Source organism: Rhodococcus sp. DK176 (assembly GCF_038447315.2).
In the GTDB taxonomy this organism is placed as follows: Bacteria; Actinomycetota; Actinomycetes; order Mycobacteriales; family Mycobacteriaceae; genus Rhodococcus_F; species Rhodococcus_F jostii_A.
Map to the genome: position 1 here is coordinate 2,792,805 of NZ_CP118321.2, position 23,129 is coordinate 2,815,933.

General features: G+C 67.0%; 26 protein-coding genes. 10 read left to right on the top strand and 16 right to left on the bottom strand.

Features of this window, described 5'->3' with window-relative positions; genetic code table 11:
- The first annotated feature begins 152 nt into the window (after positions 1 to 152).
- Positions 153 to 1,607: an APC family permease gene (locus PSR88_RS13185; RefSeq protein WP_011595320.1), complete on the top strand. Its 1,455-nt coding sequence runs from the start codon at positions 153 to 155 to the stop codon at positions 1,605 to 1,607.
- On the top strand, positions 1,604 to 2,359 hold the full coding sequence (locus PSR88_RS13190) for an IclR family transcriptional regulator (protein WP_009475304.1): 756 nt from the start codon (positions 1,604 to 1,606) through the stop codon (positions 2,357 to 2,359). The genes PSR88_RS13185 and PSR88_RS13190 overlap by 4 nt, the downstream gene beginning before the upstream one ends.
- Before the next feature lie 2 nt (positions 2,360 to 2,361).
- Here the strand turns inward: PSR88_RS13190 and PSR88_RS13195 are convergent, their stop codons facing one another.
- Both PSR88_RS13195 and PSR88_RS13200 read right to left on the bottom strand, forming a co-directional pair.
- The gene (locus PSR88_RS13195; protein ID WP_011595322.1) at positions 2,362 to 3,222 is read right to left on the bottom strand and encodes an SDR family oxidoreductase; all 861 of its coding nucleotides are present in this window, start codon (positions 3,220 to 3,222) and stop codon (positions 2,362 to 2,364) included.
- A 76-nt stretch (positions 3,223 to 3,298) separates the two neighbouring features.
- A complete protein-coding gene (locus tag PSR88_RS13200; RefSeq protein WP_011595323.1) occupies positions 3,299 to 4,657 on the bottom strand; it encodes an LLM class flavin-dependent oxidoreductase in 1,359 nt (452 codons plus the stop codon).
- A 223-nt stretch (positions 4,658 to 4,880) separates the two neighbouring features.
- Between PSR88_RS13200 and PSR88_RS13205 the strand changes: the two genes are divergently transcribed.
- Positions 4,881 to 5,738 (top strand): SGNH/GDSL hydrolase family protein, encoded by an 858-nt coding sequence (locus PSR88_RS13205; protein WP_029539143.1) that lies wholly within the window; start codon positions 4,881 to 4,883, stop codon positions 5,736 to 5,738.
- 223 nt (positions 5,739 to 5,961) lie between these two features.
- Positions 5,962 to 6,267, top strand: a complete 306-nt coding sequence (locus PSR88_RS13210) for a WhiB family transcriptional regulator (RefSeq protein ID WP_011595325.1) — start codon at positions 5,962 to 5,964, stop codon at positions 6,265 to 6,267.
- A gap of 21 nt (positions 6,268 to 6,288) precedes the next feature.
- On the opposite strand, the gene PSR88_RS13215 is transcribed toward PSR88_RS13210, so the two are convergent.
- Positions 6,289 to 6,831: a PadR family transcriptional regulator gene (locus PSR88_RS13215; RefSeq protein ID WP_016882491.1), complete on the bottom strand. Its 543-nt coding sequence runs from the start codon at positions 6,829 to 6,831 to the stop codon at positions 6,289 to 6,291.
- A 46-nt stretch (positions 6,832 to 6,877) separates the two neighbouring features.
- On the opposite strand from PSR88_RS13215, the gene PSR88_RS13220 reads away from it, so the two are divergent.
- Positions 6,878 to 7,444: a peptide deformylase gene (locus PSR88_RS13220; protein WP_011595327.1), complete on the top strand. Its 567-nt coding sequence runs from the start codon at positions 6,878 to 6,880 to the stop codon at positions 7,442 to 7,444.
- 137 nt (positions 7,445 to 7,581) lie between these two features.
- Here PSR88_RS13220 and PSR88_RS13225 read toward each other — a convergent pair whose 3' ends face one another.
- Complete coding sequence (locus PSR88_RS13225; protein ID WP_237724079.1) at positions 7,582 to 8,130, bottom strand: hypothetical protein; 549 nt, start codon at positions 8,128 to 8,130, stop codon at positions 7,582 to 7,584.
- A gap of 90 nt (positions 8,131 to 8,220) precedes the next feature.
- Here PSR88_RS13225 and PSR88_RS13230 point away from each other — a divergent pair, with 90 nt between their 5' ends.
- Complete coding sequence (locus tag PSR88_RS13230) at positions 8,221 to 8,877, top strand: response regulator (protein WP_011595329.1); 657 nt, start codon at positions 8,221 to 8,223, stop codon at positions 8,875 to 8,877.
- On the opposite strand, the gene PSR88_RS13235 is transcribed toward PSR88_RS13230, so the two are convergent.
- Both PSR88_RS13235 and PSR88_RS13240 read right to left on the bottom strand, forming a co-directional pair.
- The gene (locus tag PSR88_RS13235; protein ID WP_020476801.1) at positions 8,855 to 9,289 is read right to left on the bottom strand and encodes a LytR/AlgR family response regulator transcription factor; all 435 of its coding nucleotides are present in this window, start codon (positions 9,287 to 9,289) and stop codon (positions 8,855 to 8,857) included. The two genes, PSR88_RS13230 and PSR88_RS13235, sit on opposite strands and share 23 nt — an antisense overlap.
- Before the next feature lie 54 nt (positions 9,290 to 9,343).
- Positions 9,344 to 10,885, bottom strand: coding sequence for a DUF4118 domain-containing protein (locus PSR88_RS13240; RefSeq protein ID WP_029539141.1), 1,542 nt, complete (start codon positions 10,883 to 10,885; stop codon positions 9,344 to 9,346).
- A 257-nt stretch (positions 10,886 to 11,142) separates the two neighbouring features.
- Here PSR88_RS13240 and PSR88_RS13245 point away from each other — a divergent pair, with 257 nt between their 5' ends.
- The gene (locus tag PSR88_RS13245) at positions 11,143 to 11,376 is read left to right on the top strand and encodes a hypothetical protein (protein WP_009475315.1); all 234 of its coding nucleotides are present in this window, start codon (positions 11,143 to 11,145) and stop codon (positions 11,374 to 11,376) included.
- Here the strand turns inward: PSR88_RS13245 and PSR88_RS13250 are convergent.
- The 7 genes from PSR88_RS13250 to PSR88_RS13280 all read right to left on the bottom strand — a co-directional run bounded on the left by PSR88_RS13250 (position 11,373) and on the right by PSR88_RS13280 (position 18,436).
- Positions 11,373 to 11,972, bottom strand: a complete 600-nt coding sequence (locus tag PSR88_RS13250; protein WP_016882488.1) for a hypothetical protein — start codon at positions 11,970 to 11,972, stop codon at positions 11,373 to 11,375. The two genes, PSR88_RS13245 and PSR88_RS13250, sit on opposite strands and share 4 nt — an antisense overlap.
- Positions 11,973 to 11,991: 19 nt before the next feature.
- Positions 11,992 to 12,654 (bottom strand): TetR/AcrR family transcriptional regulator, encoded by a 663-nt coding sequence (locus PSR88_RS13255; protein ID WP_016882487.1) that lies wholly within the window; start codon positions 12,652 to 12,654, stop codon positions 11,992 to 11,994.
- An 89-nt stretch (positions 12,655 to 12,743) separates the two neighbouring features.
- Entirely contained in the window at positions 12,744 to 13,886 is a 1,143-nt protein-coding gene (locus tag PSR88_RS13260; protein WP_009475318.1) for an acyl-CoA dehydrogenase family protein, read from the bottom strand.
- 11 nt (positions 13,887 to 13,897) lie between these two features.
- Positions 13,898 to 15,577: a class I adenylate-forming enzyme family protein gene (locus PSR88_RS13265; protein WP_016882486.1), complete on the bottom strand. Its 1,680-nt coding sequence runs from the start codon at positions 15,575 to 15,577 to the stop codon at positions 13,898 to 13,900.
- A gap of 25 nt (positions 15,578 to 15,602) precedes the next feature.
- Positions 15,603 to 16,337, bottom strand: a complete 735-nt coding sequence (locus tag PSR88_RS13270) for an SDR family NAD(P)-dependent oxidoreductase (RefSeq protein WP_011595334.1) — start codon at positions 16,335 to 16,337, stop codon at positions 15,603 to 15,605.
- Between the two features lie 29 nt (positions 16,338 to 16,366).
- Positions 16,367 to 17,161, bottom strand: coding sequence for an enoyl-CoA hydratase-related protein (locus PSR88_RS13275; protein WP_007301580.1), 795 nt, complete (start codon positions 17,159 to 17,161; stop codon positions 16,367 to 16,369).
- Positions 17,162 to 17,284: 123 nt separating this feature from the next.
- Positions 17,285 to 18,436, bottom strand: coding sequence for an acyl-CoA dehydrogenase family protein (locus PSR88_RS13280; RefSeq protein WP_016882485.1), 1,152 nt, complete (start codon positions 18,434 to 18,436; stop codon positions 17,285 to 17,287).
- Between the two features lie 141 nt (positions 18,437 to 18,577).
- Here PSR88_RS13280 and PSR88_RS13285 point away from each other — a divergent pair, with 141 nt between their 5' ends.
- Positions 18,578 to 19,528 carry a hypothetical protein gene (locus tag PSR88_RS13285; RefSeq protein WP_016882484.1) on the top strand — a complete coding sequence of 317 codons (951 nt, stop codon included), beginning with the start codon at positions 18,578 to 18,580 and terminating at the stop codon, positions 19,526 to 19,528.
- Between the two features lie 132 nt (positions 19,529 to 19,660).
- Complete coding sequence (locus PSR88_RS13290; protein WP_005250938.1) at positions 19,661 to 20,272, top strand: TetR/AcrR family transcriptional regulator; 612 nt, start codon at positions 19,661 to 19,663, stop codon at positions 20,270 to 20,272.
- Positions 20,273 to 20,276: 4 nt separating this feature from the next.
- On the opposite strand, the gene PSR88_RS13295 is transcribed toward PSR88_RS13290, so the two are convergent.
- Positions 20,277 to 20,891, bottom strand: a complete 615-nt coding sequence (locus PSR88_RS13295) for a TIGR03086 family metal-binding protein (RefSeq protein ID WP_016882483.1) — start codon at positions 20,889 to 20,891, stop codon at positions 20,277 to 20,279.
- Between the two features lie 3 nt (positions 20,892 to 20,894).
- A complete protein-coding gene (locus tag PSR88_RS13300) occupies positions 20,895 to 21,839 on the bottom strand; it encodes an oxygenase MpaB family protein (protein WP_016882482.1) in 945 nt (314 codons plus the stop codon).
- 68 nt (positions 21,840 to 21,907) lie between these two features.
- Between PSR88_RS13300 and PSR88_RS13305 the strand changes: the two genes are divergently transcribed.
- Positions 21,908 to 22,558 carry a TetR/AcrR family transcriptional regulator gene (locus PSR88_RS13305; RefSeq protein WP_009475326.1) on the top strand — a complete coding sequence of 217 codons (651 nt, stop codon included), beginning with the start codon at positions 21,908 to 21,910 and terminating at the stop codon, positions 22,556 to 22,558.
- On the opposite strand, the gene PSR88_RS13310 is transcribed toward PSR88_RS13305, so the two are convergent.
- Positions 22,555 to 23,022: a DUF6069 family protein gene (locus tag PSR88_RS13310; RefSeq protein WP_016882481.1), complete on the bottom strand. Its 468-nt coding sequence runs from the start codon at positions 23,020 to 23,022 to the stop codon at positions 22,555 to 22,557. The two genes, PSR88_RS13305 and PSR88_RS13310, sit on opposite strands and share 4 nt — an antisense overlap.
- Positions 23,023 to 23,129 lie beyond the last annotated feature (107 nt).

The following is a 23,129-nucleotide window of genomic DNA, read 5'->3' on the forward strand; positions in this document are numbered from 1 at the left end:
AACGAATTCCCCGGCCATTCTCATTCGAGGTGATCGAAAATTAATTCCGATCGGCGCATCGCGCTCGTCTCCTGCGCTAGCGTGCAACTCATGCAGCCCCGGGTTGATCACTCGCGCTGGGCCGGCCGGAAAGTGTGGAGAGCAGGTGCGTGGTGTCCGGTACACCGAGAATCAGAACTAGATCACCGGTCGCCGGTCTCGAGCGGGCGCGTCTGAGTTTCGTCCAGGTGCTCGGACAGTCCGTGTCCGCGGTCGCACCGTCGGCCGTGATGGTCACTTTGCCTGCTCTCGTCATACCCGACGCGGGCCGGGCCACCATCGCGGTGTTCGTCGCGGCGGCGATTCTGATGACGGCGGTCGGCTACTGCATCGGACAGTTCGCCACCCGCATGGTGGCGGTCAGCGGTCTCTACAGCTACATCGTGAAGGGACTCGGGCCGGTGCCCGGTTTCGGCGGGGGCTGGTCGCTGCTCGTCGGCTACGCGGCCGCGGCCATGGCGAGCACGCTCGGTGCCGCGAGTTACCTCGCCGCGCTGCTCGGGCGAGTCGGGCTTCCGGCGGGGACGCCTCTCATCGCGGTCCTCGCCGCGATCGTCGGGCTTCTCGCCCTTCTCCTGATGGTCCGGGGCGTGACACTGTCGGCGCGGATCATGCTGGCCATCGAGGTGTTCGCGATCGTGGCCGCCTCCGCCGCGCTGGTGGTCGCGTTCGTGCAATCGGTTCGCGAAGGCGCGACCCCGACCGCGGGCGGCGCGAAATCGGGTTCCGCGGTCGGGTTCGCCGTGCTGCTCGCGATCACGTCGTTCGTCGGTTTCGAGAGTGCGGGCACGGTGGCGCGGGAAGCCCGCAACCCGTTCGTCGCCGTCCCGCGCGCCATCCGGTGGACCCCCATCGCCCTGGGCGTTCTCTACGTGTTCGCGGCCGCCCTGCAGTTGCCGGAGCCGGTGCGGCAGGGAGTCGATTCGCTGCCGATCGTCCTCACCTTGCCCGACCCGTCGGGCGCCGGTTCGTCGGCGCTGTCGATCGTCATGGAACTCGGCATCACCGCCTCCTGGTTCGCATGCGTCCTCGGTTCGACGACGGCGCTGTCGCGGACCCTGTTCGCGATGGGACGCGAAGGGGTGGTCCCGAGCGTGTTCGGCCGGACGCACCACAGGTTCCACACCCCGCACGTGGCATTGACGGCGGCGATGCCGGTCGTCGTCGCGGTGCCCGTCCTCTACTTGTTCGTCAGCGGTTCGAGCCGCGAAGTCCTGATCGGACTCCTCGCCGTGTCCGCCCACGGTTACGTCCTCGCGTACGTGCTGCTGTGCGTCGCGACGCCGGCGTTCCTCCGGCGGATCGGCGAACTCACTCGGCTTCCCCTGATCATCGGTGTGCTGACGGCGACGGCGATGGTCGCCCTGGTCGGGTGGGCGGCGTTCTCGCGCACGTATGTCGCGGGCGCGGCGACCGCCGTCTACGTGCTTCTGATGCTTGTCGGCGCCGCGGTCTTCGCGATCCGCGCCAGGAGATCCCCCGGAATCGGAGAACGGATGGGTGTGTACGACGAGGCCGTGGCCGAAGACCTGCTGGGCCGGTACCGCCCGTGGGAGGTCCGCCGGTGAGCGCCGACGACAGAGCCCTGTCGGGGCGGCAGCCGAAGGCCGTCACCAGCGCGCTGCGGGTGCTCGAGGAGGTGGCCCGGGCCGGCTCGGGTGTGACCGCGAAAGACATCGCGGCCCGCCTGTCGATGCCGTCGGCGACCACGTATCGACTGCTCAACATTCTCGTGGGCGAAGGCTATGTGGTGCGGCTCCCCGACCTGTCCGGGTTCGCGCTGGGCCAGAAGATCGGGATCCTCGTCGACGCCGCCGTCGTGCCCACCGTGTGTGCGGCGGCGCGTGAGGTTCTCGCCGAACTACGACTGTCGGTGCGCTTCGGAGTCCACCTGTTCTACTACACCAACGTGGCCGTCCGCACAGCCGACGCCGACCCCGAATACCCGCCGCCGGAGGACGAGTCGTTTCTCAACCAGCACCTCTACGCGTGCGCGGTCGGCAAACTCCTTCTCGCGGAGAAGTCGGAACTCGAATCCGTGATTCCGCGGTGGGAGCCACGGGCGCTGACGGCCCGCACGATCGTCGCGCGGAGCGAGCTGCTCGCGAATCTGGACCTGATCCGAAGCCAGGGCTTCGCCACCCAACTCGCGGAGCTCCGGGACGCGTCGGCCTGCGTCGCGGTCCCCCTCCGGTCCGGCACGGGCGCACTCGTCGGCAGTCTCGCCCTGTCGGGACACGTCGATCACGAACACCTCATGCTGCGCCACGTCCCGTCGCTGCGCGAGCACGCGGAACGACTGGCCCCGCTGATGGCGTAGCGCTACGGCGTCTGCGACTGGCGGGCGAGCCGGCGGTCGTAGTCGGCCCGCCCGACGGGGTCGACGGCAGTGAGCGCCCGCCGGTCGTCGATCAGACGGCGGCCGAGATCGAGGAGACGCTCCGGGACCACGGCGTCGATCAGATCCCACCCGGCGAGGTAACGGGGCACAGCGGTTTCGGCGCGACGATGGTCGAGCGTTCGGACGATGGCCTCCGCCACATCCTCCGGGTCGACGGTCGGCATCCCGCCGCCCAGCGGCACACCGGAAGACAGTCCGGTGCGCACCGCGCTGGGAAGGATGGTGCTCACACTGACTCCGGCGGGAGCGAACTCGGCCCGGACGGCGGCGGAGAGTCCCACCGCCCCGAACTTGCTGGCGTTGTAGACGGCCATCCCGGGCACGGGCAGCTTGCCGGCCATGGATGCGACGTTGACGATGTGACCACGCCCGCGCTCGACCATGCCGGGCAACACCATTCGCATCCCGTGCAGCGGACCCCACACGTTGACGTTCATGGTCATCCGGCTGGTTGCGTCGGATTCCTCGAGGAAGCCACCGAGCGGCATGACGCCGGCGTTGTTGACCAGCACGTCGATGCGGTCGCAGTCCGCCAGCACCGCATCGACGAACCGCCGCCACGACTCCGCGGACGTGACATCGACTGTGTACGCGCGGGCACCGATCTCCGCCGCGGTCTCGTCGGCGACCGCGCGATCGAGGTCACCGATGCACACGGTTGCGCCCCTGGCCGCGAACAGTTCGGCGGTGGCGCGACCGATGCCCCGCCCTCCCCCGGTCACGACGACGGCAGCGCCGTCCAGGTCGATCCGGGGATAGTTCCGACCGCCGAAGATGTTCATATTTCGGAGACTAGCAGTATCTGAGTTACGTCGGTAGCCCGAATCCCTCCTGGAGATCTCGCTCGACCTGCCGACGTCAGGCGCCGACGGCCACTCCGCGCGGTGCGGGAGTGAGACTCGCGCCGCCCAGACCGAGGTGGTCGCGCAAGGTGCTTCCGGTGTAGTCAGTGCGGAAGAGTCCACGCCGCTGCAACTCGGGAACGACGAGGTCGACGAAGTCGTCGAACGTTCCCGGCGCCTGGGCCGCCGACAGGATGTACCCGTCCGCCTCCCCGCCGAGGAATCCTTCCTCGATCTGATCGGCGATCTGCGACGCCGTCCCGACGAACTGCGGCAGCAGCACACCCTGGGCATACAGCTTGCCGATGTCGCGCAACGTGAGGTTGTCCTTGACGCTGAGCCGGCGCGCGACGTCGAACAACCCCTGGGTGCCCGGCACGACGACATCCTCGATCGGGGCGTCGAGGTCGTACTGCGAGAAGTCGTGATCGGTGTGCACCGACATCGTGATCAGGCCGGAGATGGGGTCGGCGAGTTCGTTGTGGAACGCCTGCTTCTCCCGCGCGATCGACTCGGTCTCCCCGACGAACGGCACGAACGACGGGAAGATCTTGATGTCCTCGGGGTTGCGCCCGAAGTTCGATGCACGCGACTTCACGTCGTCGTAGTAGGCCTTGCGGCCCTCACTCGTCGGGTCGATCTCGAAGATCGCCTCCGCCCAGCGGGCAGCGAAGTCTTTACCGACCGAGGAGGACCCGGCCTGGATGATCACGGGACGGCTCTGCGGTGATTGCGGCACCGTCAACGGTCCGCGCGTCTTGAACCACTCGCCCTCGTGGTCGACGGTGCGCACCTTGTCGGGATCGGCGAACACACCCGACGCCTTGTCCCGCACCAGGGCGTCACGATCCCAGCTCCCCCAGAGCTTGAATGCGACCTCGAGGAATTCCTGGGCGCGGTCGTACCGCTCGTCGTGACCGAGGTGGTTCTCGATGCCGAAGTTCTGGGCCTCCGCCTGATTGAGCGAGGTGACGACGTTCCAGCCCGCCCGGCCCCGGGACAGGTGGTCGAGGGTGGCGAAGATCCGCGCCACCTCGTACGGGTGGAAGTAGGTGGTGGACTTGGTGATCGCCAGACCGATCTTCTCGGTCACGTTGGCCAGGCCAGCCGCCACCAGCGAGGGATCGATGGTCGCCGACGCCTGCGTTCCACTGCTCAGCGGGACACGGATGTCGTTGCCGTATCGAACGGGCGTGGCGAGGAGATCGGCGAAGAACAGGAAGTCGAACTTTCCGCGTTCGAGTGTCTGCGCCACGCGCCGGTAGTAATCGGGTCCGAGGTAGTCGGTCTCCGACGCCGGGTGCCGCCAGGCGGCGTGGGAGTGGGTGACGTGCGAGGCGATGAGGAAGCCGGCGAGGTGTAGTTCACGAGACATGGTGTGGCTCCTTGATCGGTCGGAAGTCTTAGTTCAGCCTTCAACAACGCGGCGACGGATGTCACCGATTGGACTCAGCGTGACGCGAAGTCCGCGACTTTCGCAGACTCGCATGGAGCCGAGTCCGTCGAAGTCAGGTCGATATCCGGTGCACCGCAATATGATGAGTAATGACGAAAAACCCGCCGGTCCCCCACCATCCGGTCGTCCTCGAAGCGTTCCCGTGAGGTCGGCGCTGTCGGCGGCCCTCGCCGGGTGCGTGGTGGCGCTCGCACTCCCGTGGTCGCATGTCGCCATTGCCGACGCCGCGCCGGACTCCGCCATCCGGTACGTCGCGTTGGGTGATTCGCGGGCCACGGGGTCGCCTCACGACCCGCTGTCGATTCGAGACGGGTGCTTCCGCACATCGGACGCGTACCCGCAGATCGTCGCCGACACTCTGGGCGCGGCATCCTACGTCAGCCGGGCGTGCGCCGGGGCGAAGACCGAAAACATCACGAATACACCACAATTCACCATCACCGGAGCGCAGCCACCGCAGATCGGGGCACTCCAGCCGGACACGACGCTCGTCACCGTCAGCATCGGGGGAAACGACATCGCGTGGTCGTCCTTGGTGGAACCCTGCTACACATTCGTCCCGGGACTCGACGCGAACTGTCGCTCCGACGCCACCACTGCCCGGCGCATGAACGACGCCCTCACTGTGCTCGGCCCGAAGGTGTCCGCCACCCTGGCTGCGATCACCGGGAAGTCCCCCGCCGCAACGGTGCTCGTGGTGGGGCACGGGGGCATCTTCGGCGACCGCGGTTGCTGGCCCTACATCCCCACGAGCGACGCCGACGCCGCCTTCGTCGTGCAGTTCTTCGTGAAAATGAACGACGTTCTCGCCGACGCGGCGCGGCGCAATGGCGCGTACTTCGTCGACGTGGCCGCCGCCGCGGTGGGACACGATGCGTGCGCCGGATCCGACCGACGGTGGTTCGAAGGCCTCGTACCCCGATCGTTCACCATGCCCCTGCACCCCACCCACGAAGGACTGAGGGCGATGGCGTCGCTCGTCGTCGCGGCCCGTCCATGACCTGCATCGCGGAAACCGGCTTCCACCGGCTCCCGCACCCCGCACTGCTGGACATCCGACCCGGTGGCGCAGGCGAGTGGTCGTCCGGTATATCTTTGAAACAGGCCGTCCGGTTTGTTACTGGAAACGCCCGTAACCGATACCGACGCTCACACGAAGAACATCGATATCTGTTTCCCGACACGTGGCCCTGTTCCACGAGCCGGGAACGGAAGGAACGCAGTTGCTGTTGGCAGAAACGTCACGAACACCGGCCCCCGAGGCCGCACCCGATGCCGAGGACTGGCGCGAGCTGGCCTCATGCCGCGGAGTCGCATCGTCGGTGTTCTTCTCCCCCGACGGCGAGCGCGGTCATGCCCGCGCCCGTCGCGAAGCGAACGCCCAGCAGATCTGCCAGGACTGCCCTGTGCTCACCCAGTGCCGCGACCATGCCCTGGCAGCCGACGAACCGTACGGAATCTGGGGCGGGATGACCGAAGCCGACCGTAGGCGGCACGCCCGACGACTCCGTTCCGGCGGGCGCCGTTGACCGCTTGCTCCTCTCCGCGGATCAGCGTGCCTCCAGCTTGTCGATGTCGGCGAGCACTTTCTTGTGCCAGGCGATCTCGGTCTGGATGCGCATCTTGGCGTGGGCGACGATGAGATCGTCCGCCGCACTCTGGTCGGGCCATCGGCGATCGAGCTGGTGATCGAACTGCAGCTCGCGTGCCGCGAGGACCGCGATGCGGTCCTCGACGTAGCCGCGAAGCACCCCTCGGTCGAGATCTTCGCTCACAGCCAGTGCGAGGTCGACGGGGTCCGGTTTGAGTTCGAACTCGGTGAACGCCTCGTCGCGAAGCGCTCGTAGTTCCCTGGCGCCTTCCGCCGTGATCTCGTACACGGTTCTCGCGGGCAGCGCACCGTCCTGCTCTGTCCGCAACGGCCGGATCAGACCCTCGTCCGCGAGCCGATGCAACGCACCGTAGAGCGACCCGGGCTTCACCTGTGACCACAGTTCGGCTCGATCCAGACGCGCGTCTCGACGCAGTTGGTGACCGTGCATGGGTCCCCGCTTGGCGAGAGCGCCGAGGACGAACAGCCGCGTGGGATTCATGCCATCAGTTCTACTGGAGTACTCATATTTGAGTACCCTCTTTCGCATGGCTATTCGACCGATCCTCATTGCCGGAGACACCAGACTGACCACACCAGCGGTGACGGTCACCGCGTTCGACAGCGAACTCGCCGCCTTCGTCGACGACCTGCACGAGACCAACACCGCCGCTCACGGGGCCGGACTGGCCGCCAACCAAGTCGGAGACCCGAGAGCGATCTTCGTGTACGACCTGATCGACGACGCCCGACGGCATCGAGGGCACGTCATCAATCCGGTACTCGAGACTTCGCCTCGGCCCGAGACCATGCCCGACCCGGACGACCTCGAGGGATGCCTTTCCGTTCCGGGCGAGCGTTACCCGACGGGCCGAGCCGACTGGGCGCGAGTGGTCGGCGTGGACGTCGACAACAAACCGATCTCCGTCGAGGGCACCGGCTATCTGGCCCGCTGCCTGCAGCACGAAACCGATCATCTCGCGGGGCACCTCTACCTCGACCGGCTCATCGGACGCAATCACCGGGCAGCCCGCAAGATGATCAAACAGCGTCAGTGGACCGACACCGGCAATACGTGGGTGCCCGGCGCGGACCGTGATCCCTTCGGCTGGTGACCGGCGGTCCACACCAACCAGTACGCCCCGAAGTCGTTGGCGCAGAGTCTGTTCAACGGCGATGTCGCGAATACCCTGGTCGAGTTCCTCGTGATTGTCGCCGTAGACCCTGTGCGGTGCTCCGGGATACACCTCCGCTAGAACCCACCGTGACCGAAGTGACCGAAGCCCCCGAATTCGCCGAACCCTCCGTGGAAAGGCCCCACATCCCCCCGTCCGGGTCCGAACGGACCTGTCGCTCCCGGCCAGCCCCACGGGAAGCCCGAATTCGGAACGTCCGTCACGGGACCTGCATCCGGCACGACGCGAGCAGCAGGTGTAGCCACTCCATCGGGTACTGTTGCGGCGGTAGCGGTTCCGGTACCGAGGGCGATCAGCGGTGCGATTGCAGCGACGGCTACCGACGCGCGGATTGCGAACTTGTTCATTGTTCTCACCTTCATTTTCTTTCTGTGCTGCACCGACTTGCGGGGAGCAGGTGATGGGTTGATGATCGAACGACCATTGATGTAAATCGTCGCGGAAACGGTGCCCGTCGTCGCCACTGCCAGCAGGAGCTTGCGGGTGCAACCAGCTGCAATCTCGGTATTCCAGGTAGCTGCAATTCCATGACTGTTCGGTGTGTGCAAGCCGGCGTCATGGCGTGTCGGGCCGGGAGCCGATGAAGTATTCTCGAAGTCGGTCACTCCGACGGTGATCGGGCGTTTTTCTCACAAACGGGGACACTCGGGGTCGACGATGGCCGAATTCCAGGCGGAAGTCCGGAGAGCGGTCCGGTGACGACACGGCTGCGCGTGATCCTGGCCGAAGACGACGTCCTGCTCCGCGAGGGTGTGGCGAGCCTGCTCACCCGCTCCGGCTTCGACGTCCTGGAACAGGCAGGCGACGCAACCACACTCCTCGACCTGGTCCGGGAGCGAGCGCCCGACCTGGTGATGGTCGATATCCGAATGCCCCCGACCCACACCACCGAAGGCCTCGACGCAGCCCGGGCGATCCGCGACGAGTTCCCCGAAGTCGGCATCCTGGTCCTGTCGGCGCACGCCGACGTCGAACACGCGATGGAGCTACTGGCCAGCGGCCGGGGAATCGGCTACCTGCTCAAGAGCCGCATCACCGACGTGGACGATTTCATCGATACTCTCCAGCGCATCGCCGCGGGGGCCTCCGTCGTCGACCCTGCGCTGGTGCAGGAGTTGGTTTCCGCCCGCAGGCGCAACGACCCGCTCGCCGCACTCAGTGCGCGGGAGCGGGAGGTACTGGCCCTCATGGCGGAAGGACGTTCCAATGCCGGCATCGCTCGCCGGCTGTGGGTCACCGAAGGCACCGTCGAGAAACACGTACGCAGCATCCTCACCAAACTGAACCTCCCGGAGACCGGCGACGATCACCGACGAGTACTCGCGGTCGTCACCTTCCTCGAGGCCCGCTGACCGGGGCCACCCGCTCCCCTTCGGTTCCGTTACCGGCGCGGAGCACGTCCCGGATCGCGTCAGACGACAGATCGGACTTCGACACGAAGCCCACCGCGGGGCTCCCGGAGATCAACTCCGCCAGGTCCTGCTCGGCGTGGGTGGAAATCAGGATCACCGCTGACGGGTGCGCCCGGTCGTCGAGCCGCTGGGCGAGGTCGAATCCGCTCTCCGCGCCGAGTTCGACGTCGACCAGAATGACGTCGGGGTGTAACTCCGCAGCCGCCCGGACCGCGTCGGCGGTGTTCGACGCCGTGCCGACGACCGTGATGTCCTGCTGCTCGAGCAGTCGCCGGGCAGTATCCGAGAAACGTGGGCTGTCGTCGACGATCAGGCACCGTAGACGACCGAGTTGCAACACCATGAGTTCCATGGTCGACCCGGTACTCACCGGTACGCATTCCCGCTAACAGGAAGATCTCCTCGGTCACTCGCCGACCACCGGGATGGTGATGTCCAGCGTGGTCCCGTGACCTGGTGGACTCGTGATCCGCATGTGGCCGCCGAGTGCCTCGACACGGTCGTGCAGTCCGATGAGCCCGGAGCCCGCACCGGACGAGGCGCCGCCGACGCCGTCGTCCCCGATCACCAGGTGCAGAGTGCCGTCCTCCGCCCGCAGGGACACGGCCACCTCGGAGGCGCGGGCGTGCTTGGCGGCATTGGTGAGCGCCTCGGCGACCACATAGTAGGCGGCCACCTCGACCGATTCGGTGAACCGGCCCTCGAGCGCGACATCGAGAGCAACGGGGACCGCCGAACGACGGGCCAGCGTCCGCACCGCCGATCCCAGCCCGCCCTTCGACAGGATCGCCGGATGGATTCCGTGGGAGAGCTCTCGCAGATCCTCCGACACGCCCGTGAGCCCCGACGCGATGGCCGACAACTGCTCCCTCACGTCCACCCACTCGGCCGGCACCGACGCCTCCGCCATACGCACCTCCAGTCCCAGCGACACCAGCCGCTGCTGGGCCCCGTCGTGCAGATCGCGTTCCAGGCGGCGCCGCGCGTCGTCGGCGGCCGCGACGATCCTGGCCCGCGACGCGATCAGTTCGGCACGGGTTGCCGCATTGGCGACCGCGGTCGCGACGAGATCGGCGAAATCACCGAGTCGGGTCTCGGTGTCCGCGGGCAGCGGCACGGTGCGCCGCGATCCGACGATCGCCGCGCCCCACACCCGTCCGTCCACGACGATCGGGACTCCCACGATCGATCCGAAGCCCTCGGCACGAATGCGCGTCGCGACTGCCCCACCGACGTGTGCGTGGTTGTCGATCCTGGCGCCGTGGCCGGTGCGCAATACGATCGCCCCGACGTCGTCGCCCTCCGTCGAGATCGTGTCTCCGGTGACGGGCATCCGACTTTCCCCCGGCTCGTATCGAACGGCGACCAATGTCCCGGTTCCGTCTCCCTCGTAGCGAAGCAACACGGCGTCGACCACATGCAGCCAGAGCGCGAGTTCTTCGGCCACCGCTGTGAACACCTCTGTCGGGCTCACACCACGCGCTGCCAATGTTGCCACTCGGCGTAGCGCGGCCTGGTGTTCAGCGAGGATCGCGAGTTCGTCCCGGCTCGCCTCTGCCTCTCGGCGCCGCAATACCGCTTCCGCTGTGCGCAATCTGGCCTGTCCCGCCATGAGGTTGGCTACGAGTGCGACGGGCAGGAAGACCACGACGGCCACCCAGTCGCTCGCTTTGGCCGGAACGAGGGTGCCCTCCACCTGGAGGTGGAAGTAGACATAGACGAGTGCGCTCACCAGCGTCGTCATCACCGACAGCGCGAATCCCCACCGGGCCGAGACCACCAGGACTCCGAGCAGGAACACCGCACCGAATGCATTATGCGGCGCGACCTTGTCGAGTTGATGCACCACAACGGTTTCCACGGTGATCACGGTGGCGGCGACCACGATCCCCAGCCACAACGGCGGGGTGGTCGGGCGCACCAGGAGAGATATCAGACGTGCAGGCATCTGGTGCGCGTCCGCATCGAAAACCGCCCGTGGGGACGCTGCGCCGCGCCGGGTCAGCGCTCCGATTGACCGCCGTGACCACTGTCGCGTCATCGTGCATGCTCGGATCAGTCGTGGAGTTCTCGGACAGACCTCGATGAGCATCATATCGAGCTGCCGGTCCGGTCTCATCCGATCGAGTTCCCGTCACTCGGCTGACACCCGCCGATGTCGCTACGCTGGGCCTAGGCCGATGCAGTAGACCTTGGGAGGAAGCGGTGGTAGCCGTACAGATACAGGTGGGCGATCTGGTGCAGGCGTCCGGTCACGCCGGTCCCTGGCTGGTGGTCGAGGTCAGCAAGGGCATGGCGTCGCTGCAGCATCCCGACGGACATCGGCTCTCGGTTCGGACGACCACCCTGTCCGTGGTGCACAAGGCGACGAGCCCGGCAGGCGAGGTCGAACCGGCCGACCGGGAACAGCCGGGTGAGGCCCCCACCCTCTTCGACTAGTCGACGATCGTGGTGACGATCGACGTGGCAGCCGGGGTCCGCGGCGTCGAGCCGAACCCGAAGCGGACGGGCGGATCCACGGGCCGCAACGGGCCGAGGTCCCGGCCGCGCCAGGATCCGGACATTCCCACCAGCCGCCGCTGATCGACGGCGCCGTAGTACTCGCGACGCCCGTTGCCTGCGGTGCCACGGGTGCGCACACCGCGGAGAGCGACGCGGGCGATCGGGTCGCTGACCACACAGAACCACGGTGCACTCGCGACGGCGCGCGGAATCAGGTTCAGCAGGCGCCCGAGCGTGGTGCGGGCGCCGACCTGGACGCTCACGCGCAGGTCCCCGGCGTCGACGGTCCGAGTGCCGCCGGACCGCGAGCGCCGCACAGGCGTGATCACGGTCTCGTCGAAGACGTAGGTCGCGGTGACGAAGTCACGCACCGCATCGGACGGGGCGAGGAGCACGCGGTGACCGTCGGCGAGTTCGACCATGACGTCCGTGAACTCACCGAACGGCGATCGCGACCAGTGTCCGACGACGATGCGCACGCCCGAGCCGGTGCCCAGGCCCGTGATCTCCCCGTCGAACTGCCATCGGGTCATCCGGCCAGCGTATGCGCGGTCACTCCGTCAGGTGTCGGTACGTGTCGGCGCTCCGTTCCGACAGCACGGTGCGGAGAATGAATCGTGTTTGCGCCGTGATGTATTGGTCCACCGTGTAGCGGGCCGCGAAGTGCCAGTGCTTGAGCGCCCACCCGTGCGCGAGCATCATCATGTCGAACGTCGTCAGGTCGACGTCGAGATCGCTCGCGATACCCGCGGCGATCGCGGCGTCGAGGGCGTCGTGGAGCGGCTTGGACGTCGCCACCTCGAGTTCCTTGATCCGCTCACGCCCGTCCTGGTCGAGTGTCCGACTCTCGCGGTACGTCAGCACGACGGCATCCAGATTCTCGTCGACGATCTCCACATAGCGCCGAAACCCGGCCACGAGCCGCTCGACGGGGTCGGTTCCCGCTGCGTCCATCGCGGGTTCGAGCTGATCGCGGAAGGCGTCGAGGATCTCGACGATCGTGGCGAGGAGGATGTCCTCCTTGCCGCCGAAGTACTTGTAGATCAGCCCGACACTCACCTGGGCCTCGTCGGCCAGCGCCTGCATGGACATCTGGTGGAAGCCGGTCCGCTGCATCACGGTGACCGCGGCGTCGAGCACCTGGCGTCGCCTCGAGCTGACGCGGACGGCGCGGACGGCTTCGTCGAGTGGAAGGGCGGGCGTGTCCTTCGCCATGACAGATGACCTCTCCTTGCTGGCAGAACCTGCGGTGAACGAGTATTCACAGTATCCCGCACGGGTCCGGATCCGCAGTCGGGCCCGGGTCAGATACCGAGATCCTTCGCCACGATGGTCTTCATGATCTCGGTGGTACCGCCGTAGATCGTCTGGATCCGGGAGTCCACGAACGCGCGCGCCACCGCGTACTCGCGCATGTACCCGTAGCCGCCGTGCAGCTGCAGGCAGCGGTCGGCGACGCGAACCTGCAGTTCGGTGGTCCACCACTTGAGCCGCGCCGCACGGGCCGGCGTCAGCTCTCCGCGTACGTGCTGCCGGATGCAGTCGTCGAGATAGGTGCGGGCCAGATCGAGTTCCGTGGCCAGTTCCGCGAGAACGAACTGGGTGTTCTGGAAACCGGCGATCGGCTTTCCGAAGGCGCTGCGTTCCTTCACGTATTCCAGGGTCTGCTCGAGTACGCCCTCGGCGGCCGAGACCGCGCCGACGGACAAGGACAGTCGCTCCTGCGGCAGATTGTGGACGAGCTGATAGAAACCTTGCCCCTCCTCGCCGAGGAGGTTGGCGACCGGCACGCGCATGTCGGTGAACGTCAGCTCGCTCGTGTCCTGGGCGTGCAGCCCGATTTTCTCGAGGTTGCGGCCCCGGGAGAACCCCGGTGTGTCGGATTCGACGACGAGCAGCGAGAGCCCCTTGTGTTTGTCCGCCGACGTGCGCACGGCGACGACGAAGAGCGTGCCGTTCTGACCGTTGGAGATGAACGTCTTGCTGCCGTTCACCACGTAATGGTCGCCGTCGCGCACTGCCGTGGTGCGGATTCCGGTGAGGTCGCTGCCGGTGCCCGGCTCGGTCATCGCGATGCCGAGAATTGTCTCACCGGTGACGGTTCCGGGAAGCCAGCGAGCCTTCTGCTCCTCGGTCGTCATGTCCGTCAGGTACGGCAGCACGACGTCGTTCTGCAGAGAGAACGCGATGCCCGCGGCGGCGGCGCCCACCCTGTTGACCTCGTCGACGACGATCGCGTTGTAGCGGAAGTCCTCGACGCCGGGGCCGCCGTAGGCTTCGGGAACCGGGAAACCCAGCAGCCCCTGCTTACCCGCGTCGGTGAACAGTGCCGGGTCGAGGCAGCTTTCACTTTCCCACTGCTCGTGCCGCGGGACGATCCGCTCGCGCACGAAGCTGCGGACACTGTCCCGGAACTGGTGGTGCTCGGACTCGAATTCGATGGTCATGACGGTGTCCTTTACGAGCTGAGGGTGTGGGATCCGCGGGCACTCGGGACCACGAATGCCCCGCTCTCGAATTCCCGGCGCGCGGTGTCGGTGGCCTTGTAGTGCAACTTCTTTCCCGTCGCCGACACGGGGAGTGACTCCACGAAGCGGTAGGCGCGGGGGCGCTTGAACTGCGACAGCATCGGGTGCCTGCGGCAGAAGTCGTCCAGATCGTCCGCGGAGGGGGCCGGTGCGGCGGTGACGACGTATGCGACGACGACCTGCCCCCACTTGTCGTCGGGAACCCCGACCACCAGCGAATCCGTGACCGCCGGATGTTCGCCCAGTGCTTCCTCGATCTGCACGGGGTGCACGTTCTCGCCGCCGGAAAGGAGCATGTCGTCCTTGCGGCCGACGATCGTCACGAACTCCTTGCCGTCCCACGTGGCCAGATCGCCGATGTGGAGCCAGCCGTTCCGGAACTTCCGTCTCTCCTGTTCCGGGGCATCGAAGTAGGCGTTGGCGCCCTTCGGTGAGCGGACGATGACCTCACCGATCTCGGCGCCGTCCTTGGCTACCGTCTCGTGAGCGTCGGCGAGGCGGTCGTCGAACAGCCGGACCACGGCGACGTCGTCGTCGATGCAGGCCCGCCCGGCGGTCCCGGCCATTTCCGGCAGATCGGTGGGCCGGAGGAAGGTGTTCCAGAATCCTTCGGTGCTGCCGTAGCCGTTGAAGATGCGGGGATTCAGCACCTTCTGATAGTGCAGTGCCGCTTCCCGTTCGAGGGGCGCGCCCATCGTCACGATGCCGTTGAGGCTCGACAGGTCGCGGGGCTTCTTCTCCTGTGCGCGAGCGAGCATCGCCAGGTTGGTCGGGGCACCGATCAGGAACGTCAGCCCGTACTCCTCGACGTAGTCGAGGGTGACCTCGGCGTCGAAGCTGCGCTGCGCCACCAGCGAGGCGCCGAGATAGAACGTGGGATTCGGCCCGGCGCAGTACAGTCCGCCGCGGTGGAACCACGGAGTCATGTTCAGGGTCTTGTCTTCCGCGGTCATCGGGAAGTGCATGATCACGTCGTGGGCGCTGAAGATCTCGATCATGCTGTTCAGCGGAACCCCCTTGGGCATCCCTGTGGTTCCGGACGTGAACAGCCGGGTGGTTTCGTCCCACACCGTGCGACTCACGTTCGGCGGTGAGGCCGACTCCGCCACCAGTTCTTCGAAGCGAATCACCTCGAAACCGTTTCCCGGCAGCGGTTCTCCGGATCCGACGGCGACGACGAGCGCAGGCTTGTGTGTGGCGCGCGACAAAGCATCCCGCACCATCTCGCCGATCTCGGTGTCGTAGACGAACACCGTAGGGCGGTTCGCGTCGAGGATGCACGCCGTCTCCCCGGATGCGAGCCGGAAGTTCATCGGGGCTCCGACCGCACCGCAGGCCTGCCCCGCCAGGTAGAGCTGGGCGAATTCGGGACCGTTGAACAACTGGTAGGCCACGACGTCGCCGGGTGTGACGCCGGCGTGGGCAAGCCCGGTGGCGAGCCGGTCGACGCGATCACCGAGTTCGGCGTACGTCCAGCTCTCGCCGGTCGACGGGGACTGCATCGCGAGTCGATCGGCATACCGGTGGGTGTTGCGCCGGAAACCGTTCAGATAGGTGAAATCGTGCTCGAAGTACTGACGATAGGCGTGCGCATCGTACGTGTACGTCATGATGAGTCCTCCGTCCCGGTGCCGGTCAGCCGGCCATGGTGAGGCCACCGCTGACGCTGATCACCTGGCCCGTGATGAACGATGCGGATTCGGACGCGAAGAACAGGACCGGCGCCGCCACTTCCTCGGGGCGCGCGAGCCGACGGAACGGAATAGCCTTCACCAGAGCCTCTTTGAGTTTCTCGGCCTGCGCCTGGAACAGCGGGGTGTCGGTCGGACCGGGGCACACGCAGTTCACGTTGATCCGGTACCGGGCCATCTCCCGGGCGAGCGACTTCGACAGCGCGATCACACCGCCCTTCGCACCGGCGTAGATGCTCTCCCCCGCACTGCCGACACGGCCGGCATCGCTCGCGAGGTTGACGACGCGCCCGCCGTTCCCCGCCTCCACCATGCCGGGGAGGAATGCACTGCACATGTGCACGGGCCCGAGGTAGTTGATGGCGACGACCTTCTCCGCGAATTCGGTGGTGGCATTGAGGAACTGGTCGGTGCGGTCCCATCCCGCCGCGTTGACGAGGACGTTCGCGACGCCGACCTCGGCCGTCACCCGGTCCCGCAGGGCATCGACCTGCGCCCGATCGGCGACGTCGACGGTCATCGGAAGGAGCCGGTCGGGCCGTTCGGCTGCCGTCTTCTCCGCGGCCTGCAGGTCGAGGTCGGCGACGACTACCGTGTCGCCCTGCTCGGCGAGCGCGAGCGCGATGGCGCGGCCGATGCCGGATCCCGCGCCGGTGACCACTGCGATGGTGTTGCTCATGGTATTTCCCACTTCCCGTGCTGTCGGACTCAGGCGTTCACGTATTTGTTGAAATCGGGCTTGCGCTTCTCCGCGAACGCCGCCGCCCCCTCGAGACCCTCGGGCGAGTGCGTGAACAGGTCCAGCGCAGACATCGCGAGGTTGCTCAGTCCGGCCTGGTGGTCGGTGTCGGCGTTGAACGACTGCTTCAGGAAACGCAGGGTGGTGGGGCTCTTCTCGGCGATCTCCGCGGCGACGGCCTTGGCCTCGTCGAGCAGTCGGTCGGCGGGGACCACCCAATTGACCAGGCCCCACCGTTCGGCGGTGACGGCGTCGTACTGGCGGCAGAGGTACCAGATCTCCCGGGCGCGCTTCTCGCCGACGACGCGCGCCAGGAACGCGGACCCGAAGCCTGCGTCGAACGAACCGACTCGGGGACCCGCCTGGCCGAACTTCGCGGTCTCGGACGCGATGGTGAGGTCGCAGAGCACGTGGAGCACATGTCCCCCGCCGACGGCGATGCCGTTCACCGCCGCAATGACGGGCTTGGGGACGTCGCGGATCAGCTTGTGCAGGTTGCCGATTTCGAACATTCCGCTCTCGGTCGGGCCGTAGTCGCCGGTCTCCGCGCGCTGCTTGACGTCGCCGCCGGTGCAAAACGCCTTCTCCCCCGCGCCGGTGAGGATGATGGCCTGCACCGCGTCGTCGGCCCACGCCGAGCGGAAGGCCTTGATCAGCTCCTCGACCGTCTTGCCACGAAAGGCGTTGTAGCGCGCGGGGCGGTTGATCGTCACGACCGCAGCCGGGCCGTCGACCTCGTAGGTGATGTCTTCGTAGTCGGTCACGGTGATTCCTCTCTGTGAATTGTGCAATGAGGTTGCGTTCATGAATTGTGAACATCTATTCGGTGAAATTGAACGTACATTCACGCCGAAGTATGTGTCAAGGGTCACTCGGCGCTCGGTGCGCTACAGGAAAGCGCTGACCCCGGTCTCCGCACGGCCGATCAGCAGCTTCTGGATCTGACTGGTGCCCTCGTAGAGCGTCATCACCCGCGCGTCACGCAGGTACTTGGCGACGGGATACTCGTCGACGTACCCGTACCCCCCGAAGATCTGAATTGCGTTGTTGGCGGCGCGAACCGCGGCCTCGCTGCAGAAGTACTTCGCCTTGGACGCAGCCGTCCCGAACGATTCACCGCGCTCGATCAGGTCGGCCGCCCGCCAGGTGAGCAGCCTCCCCGCGTCGGCGTCGACGGACATGTCGGCGATCAGGTCCTGCACGAGCTGGAACGAGGCGAGCGGACGGTTGAACTGCGTGCGCTCGCGGGAGTAGTCGACGGCAGCCTCGAGGCAGCCCTGGATGATTCCGACGCAACCCGCACCCACCGAGACACGGCCCTTGTCCAGCGAGTGCATGGCAATGGAGAAACCCTGCCCCTCGGATCCGAGCAGGCAACTCGCCGGCACGCGCACGTCCGTGAAGGACAACTCGGCCGTCGCCTGCCCGCGCAGCCCGAGCTTTCCGTGGATCTCGCGCGATTCGAATCCCGGGGTGTCCGTCGGAACCAGAAAAGCCGAAACCCCTTTGGGCCCCGAACCTCCGGTGCGCGCGAACACCAGGCACAGCTTCGCCCACGTGCCGTTGGTGATGAAAATCTTGGAACCGTTGATGACGTAGTCGTCGCCGCTGCGTACCGCCCGGGTCTTCAGGTTGCCGGGGTCGGAACCGTTGTCCGGCTCGGTGAGCCCGAAACAGGCGAGCGCCTCACCGGACGCGATGCGGGGCAGCCATTCGCGCTTCTGATCCTCGGTGCCGTGCGACAGGATCACCTTGCCCACGAGCCCCATCGACACCGACACGATGCCCCGGACCGCGGAGTCCGCCCGCCCGAGTTCCTCCATGCCGAGGCAGTACGTGATGTAGTCGCCGCCGAGGCCGCCGTACTCCTCCGGAATTGTCATGCCGAAGAAGCCGATGTCGGCCAGTTTCTCGACGATCGCGGTGTCGACCGATTCGGCGCGGTCCCACGCGGCGCGGTGCGGGACGACCTCTTTGTTCAAGAAGTCGCGGGCCAGCTGCCGGAACTCCTCCTGCTCCGCGGTCAGTGTCAGGTCCATGGATACTCCTCGATGCCGTGTTGAATACACGATCACTATTTGTGAGCAACTACTCACTTCGAGTGAAGCTATATTCACCCCGGGGTGTCGTCAACCCCCGACCGCTGGCCCGGTGCCGCATCGGCTGAGTAGGCTCGACTCATGCCGATCACCTGGTCGGACGAGGTCGATGACGTCATAGGCGGCGATCTGACCTGCGGGTTCGCGTATATCACGCCCGCAGGCGGGGCCGTGGTGACTGCGGTGGCGCCCCTCGGGCTGCGCGACCGCGAGCGGGGAACGGTCGGCTTCACCACCTCACTGGGGTTCGGCCGCAAGCTCGAACGCATCACCGGTGAGCCCCGGGTGGCGCTCGCCTACCACGCCCGCGAGCACGGGATCGGCGACTCCACCAATCAGCGCTACGTGCTCGTGCAGGGAGACGCGACGTTCGACCCCACCCCCGACCCGGAACTACTCGAAGACATCGGCCGGCGCTCGACCCCCTACACGGGCGAGCCACGCCGCGGCGTGTTCTGGGACCGGTGGCTCAGCGCGTACTACGCCGACCGGGTACCGGTCACCGTGACGGTGACACGAGTAGTCGCCTGGCCCGACCTGCACCTGACCGGTCCGCCCGAGGTGTTCGGCGCACCGCTGCCCGCGGTCGACGCGGAAACCCAGACCCCGCCGAAGAAGGGCACCGGCCCCCGCGTGGATGCGACCAAGACCGGGGAGCGCGCGGCGAAGCTGTCGCACCGGCTGCTCGCCTACCGTCAGGCGGACGGCTATCCGGCCGTCGTACCGGTCGACGTGACCTCTTCGAGCAGCGAGGGCGTGCGTCTGACAGTGCCCGCAGGAGTGCCGCAGGGCGGCCGCCGCGCAGGGCTGCTCGCCCACGCCTATCGCGCCGAGCTCGTCGGCCTCGAGTCACGTCAGAACACCGGCTGGATCGAGGTCACGGGCACCGAGGCGCTGTATGCACCCCACACCCAGGCCGGGTTCGCGGCGCCGCCGAACAAGACCCTCCTGCTCCTCGCCAACGGCTTTCTGGCCCGGCGAGGGTTGGCGAAGGCCCGCAAGGAGGGCCGGGCCCAGACCACGGGCCGCTGATTCGGACGCCATACGTGGTTCACCGCCGACGCGGTCGTCACGGTATTCTCACTTCAACCGAACCTTCGGTCGGCTACCGTGGATGACGGCGCACCGATGCGGCGGAGTTCTGCACCTGGAAGGATTGCGCGCATGACGACGGCACGCCCCGCACGGAAGACCGGTTCACCCGGACGTCCCGGCTACGACCTCGACTCGCTGCTCGCTGTCGCTGTCAAGGTCTTCAACGACAAGGGTTACGACGGCACCAGCATGGAGGTGCTGGCCCAGCGCCTGGGAATCACGAAGTCGTCGATCTATCACCACGTGTCCGGGAAGTCGGAGCTGCTCGAACTGGCACTGTCGCGGGCGCTCAACGCCCTCTTCGCGGTCACCACCGAGGAGAAGGCGACGAGCGGCCGGTACATCGACCGTCTCGAATACCTCGTCCGCCGCAGCGTCGAGGTCCTCGCCGCCGAACTTCCCTACGTGACGCTCCTCCTGCGCGTTCGGGGCAACACCGCGGTGGAGCGTCGCGCGCTCGCCCGCCGCCGCGAGTTCGACGCGTTCGTCAGCGATCTCGTCGTCGCGGCGGCGGAAGAGGGAGACCTGCGGCCGGGCATCGATCCCGCGCTCACCAGCCGGCTCGTGTTCGGCACGGTCAACTCGCTTATCGAGTGGTACCGCCCGCGCACCGGCGGGACGGTCGCCGACCTCGCGGATGCCGTCGTCGAGCTGACGTTCGATGGGCTACGCCGCACCTGAGCTGTCAGGCCTCCCAGTCGGGCGTGCGCCCGAGGTACCGCAGCAAGTCGGCGACCTCGTCGCCGTCCGATCCGTCGACCACCGGGGCGTACGCACCGTACTGCCGTAGCGGCTCGACGATCTCGCGCGCCACGAACAGGAGCTCAGTGGCCACCAAGGGAGACAGGGGCGACGGCTGCCCGGTCGCGACGGCGATGTCCCAGGCGTGCACGGCGGCGTCGAGGGCGCACGCTCCCGCACCGATCCGCGGGGCGAGTGCGCCTTGCGGCAGCGGGGTCGCGGCCGACTCGGCGGTTGCGTCGATGCCCGCCCACGCGTCTGCCGCGGCCAGGAGCGAGGTGTCGAGGAATTCCAGGGGGTCCGCGTCGAGGGTTCCCGACGGAGCGAACGGATTCTCGGCAGGACCTGGGCCTCCCGTAATCGCTGCGGCGAAGGCGAGTTGATCGCCCGCCGCATGCTGCAGCACCTGGGTCACCGTCCACTGTTCGCACGGCGTCGGGCGGGTCCAGCCGTCGGCGTCCACTCCACGCACCACCGTCCGCAGCATCGCGTGCGCGGCATTCAGCACGTCCCACGTCGTCGAGTTCTTCGTGGCCTGATCGAGCCCGTCGTTGGTCATAATCTACAGCGTAGGGATCAAAGAGGTCGGAAACGGCCCGCGTGACACCATTCCGTCGCATGCCCTCCGCGCGACCGGCGTCAGCCGCCATCGCTCGGGAACGAACCGGAATCCGAGCCGCACTGCCGCGCCGAATCGCCGGAGCCTGCGCTCGTCGTCCGCAGACCACTCCCAGCCGAGCTTGTCGCGGGCGACCGGAGGCAGCGTTCCGCGGGCGATCCACACGAGCAGCCGTCCGAGCACGGGACCGACGAGACGCCACAGAACCGCGGGGATGCGATCGTCGGGACGGGGTGTCGGCTGCCCGTTGAGCACGCGCGATCTGCGCACCGTCTCGGTCTTGTCGAGAACCGTGCAGACCATCTCGTCCCAGTAGTCCACGAAATCGGCGTATGCCTCGGGCAGGTTGGTAGCCGACACCCCGTAGAGCGCGTACCACTGCTTCGACTCCTGATACAGCTGTTCCTTCTCGGAGTCGCCGAGCGGTTCACCGAAGTATTCGGCGACCACGTACTGGGTGCCAAGGAACGTGACGTGAGCCCAGAAGTAGGGACCGGGATTCAGCGCGTGATACCGCCGCCCCTCGTCCGTCGTGCCCTTGATGTCCTTGTGCATGTCGCGGATCATCTGGGCCTCCGCGCCCGTCGGATCGTAGAGCGCGCGGATGATCGGCCCCGCGGAACGGGCCAACCGGGCGAACTCGTTGCCGAATACTGCCGAGTGCTGCACGAGAGCGGTGTCGATGACGGGATGCATCACCTGCAGCGTGCCCGACCACGAGATCAGCAGCGCGGTTCGCCAGTCGCCGAACCGGTGCCACGTCAGCGAGTCGGGCCCGAGCGACGGCAGCGCCGAACGGCGTTGGGACGGAAGCTCCGTGGTGGTCATGGCGATCTCCAGATGCCGCTCGATATGGAACGTGGTGCAATTCAGAATGACTGTTGACATCGCATGATGTCAACAGTGGAGCGCGGGGGTTCCCCGATCGTTACCGGGATCGATGAGACGATGACGGAATGACCGACAGCGACAACCCTCGCGGAGCGCCGCGCAAATGGCGCGGCCAGGAGCCGGACGACCGGCGCGCGGCGAGGCGTGCGGCACTGATCGAGGCCGGCCTGCAGCTCATGGGAACCGAGGGAACGGCCGCGACGACGATGCGAGCGACCTGCCGCCAGGCGGGCCTCACCGAGCGCTACTTCTACGAGAGTTTCGACAATCGGGAGGCGCTACTCGTCGCCCTCCTCGACCACGTCGTCCTGGGCGCGAGGGACACCCTGATCGGGGCTCTCGAGACGGGCCCTGCCGATCCGGGCGAGCTCGTCCGCCACGTCGTGAAGGCGTTCACCGGCTACATCGCCCAGGACCGGCGGCGGGGACGCATCATGTTCGTCGAAGCGCAGTCGGTGCCGGAGTTGGCCCAGCGGGGCGAACAACTCGTCACCGAGTTCACGACTCCCATGGCTGCGGCACTGACAATCCTGGGTGTCGACGGCGCACCTCGCGACGCCGTCAACACCCAGCTGAACGCGATTGCCCTGTTCGGGGCGATCGCCTTTCTGTACCAGCGCTGGCTCACCGGGAGCCCGAAGATCTCGCAGAAGCGGATCGTCGAGCACATCGCACTCACCATCGAGGCTCATGCGCCGGTGAACAGCACCCCCTAGACGTGCTCGCCGCGAACCAGGGGTCGCCGCATCGCTTCCAGGCCCGCGACGACTGCCACGGCGATCACCACGTGCATGGCCGAGAGCGCGGTGGTGCTGGCGGTGTCGAAGTCGGCCTGAATGGTCAGGGCGATCGTCGCGAGCGGCAGCAGGGCGCCGATCACTTCGGCCGGCCGGATGACGGCCACCCATTTCAGCGAGATCAGCGCGGCCAGTGTCATTCCGATCAGTATCGGAACGACCGTCAGGATGACGACTCCGCCGGGCGCCACGCTGCTGGTCTTGCCGGCATCCGTCATCTCGAACGAACCGCCGGCAGCCAATCCCAGCAGCCAGATCACCAGGTTGGTGACGAGCGCGCCGATCGTAGTCGCGGCGATCGCCCACGGGCGGCTCAGTTCGAGCGTCATCGGGTTGATCCGCGAGGTCGTGGTTGCAGAAATCGTGGTTCCGGTGCTGGACATGTTCGTTTCTCCCTGTCGAGTGGCTCGAAGTGCTACTGACCGATCCTGCAACCTCAACCATTGTTTGGGTCAAGGCCTGAAATCGAGGGCTCTCGGTGAGACCCGAA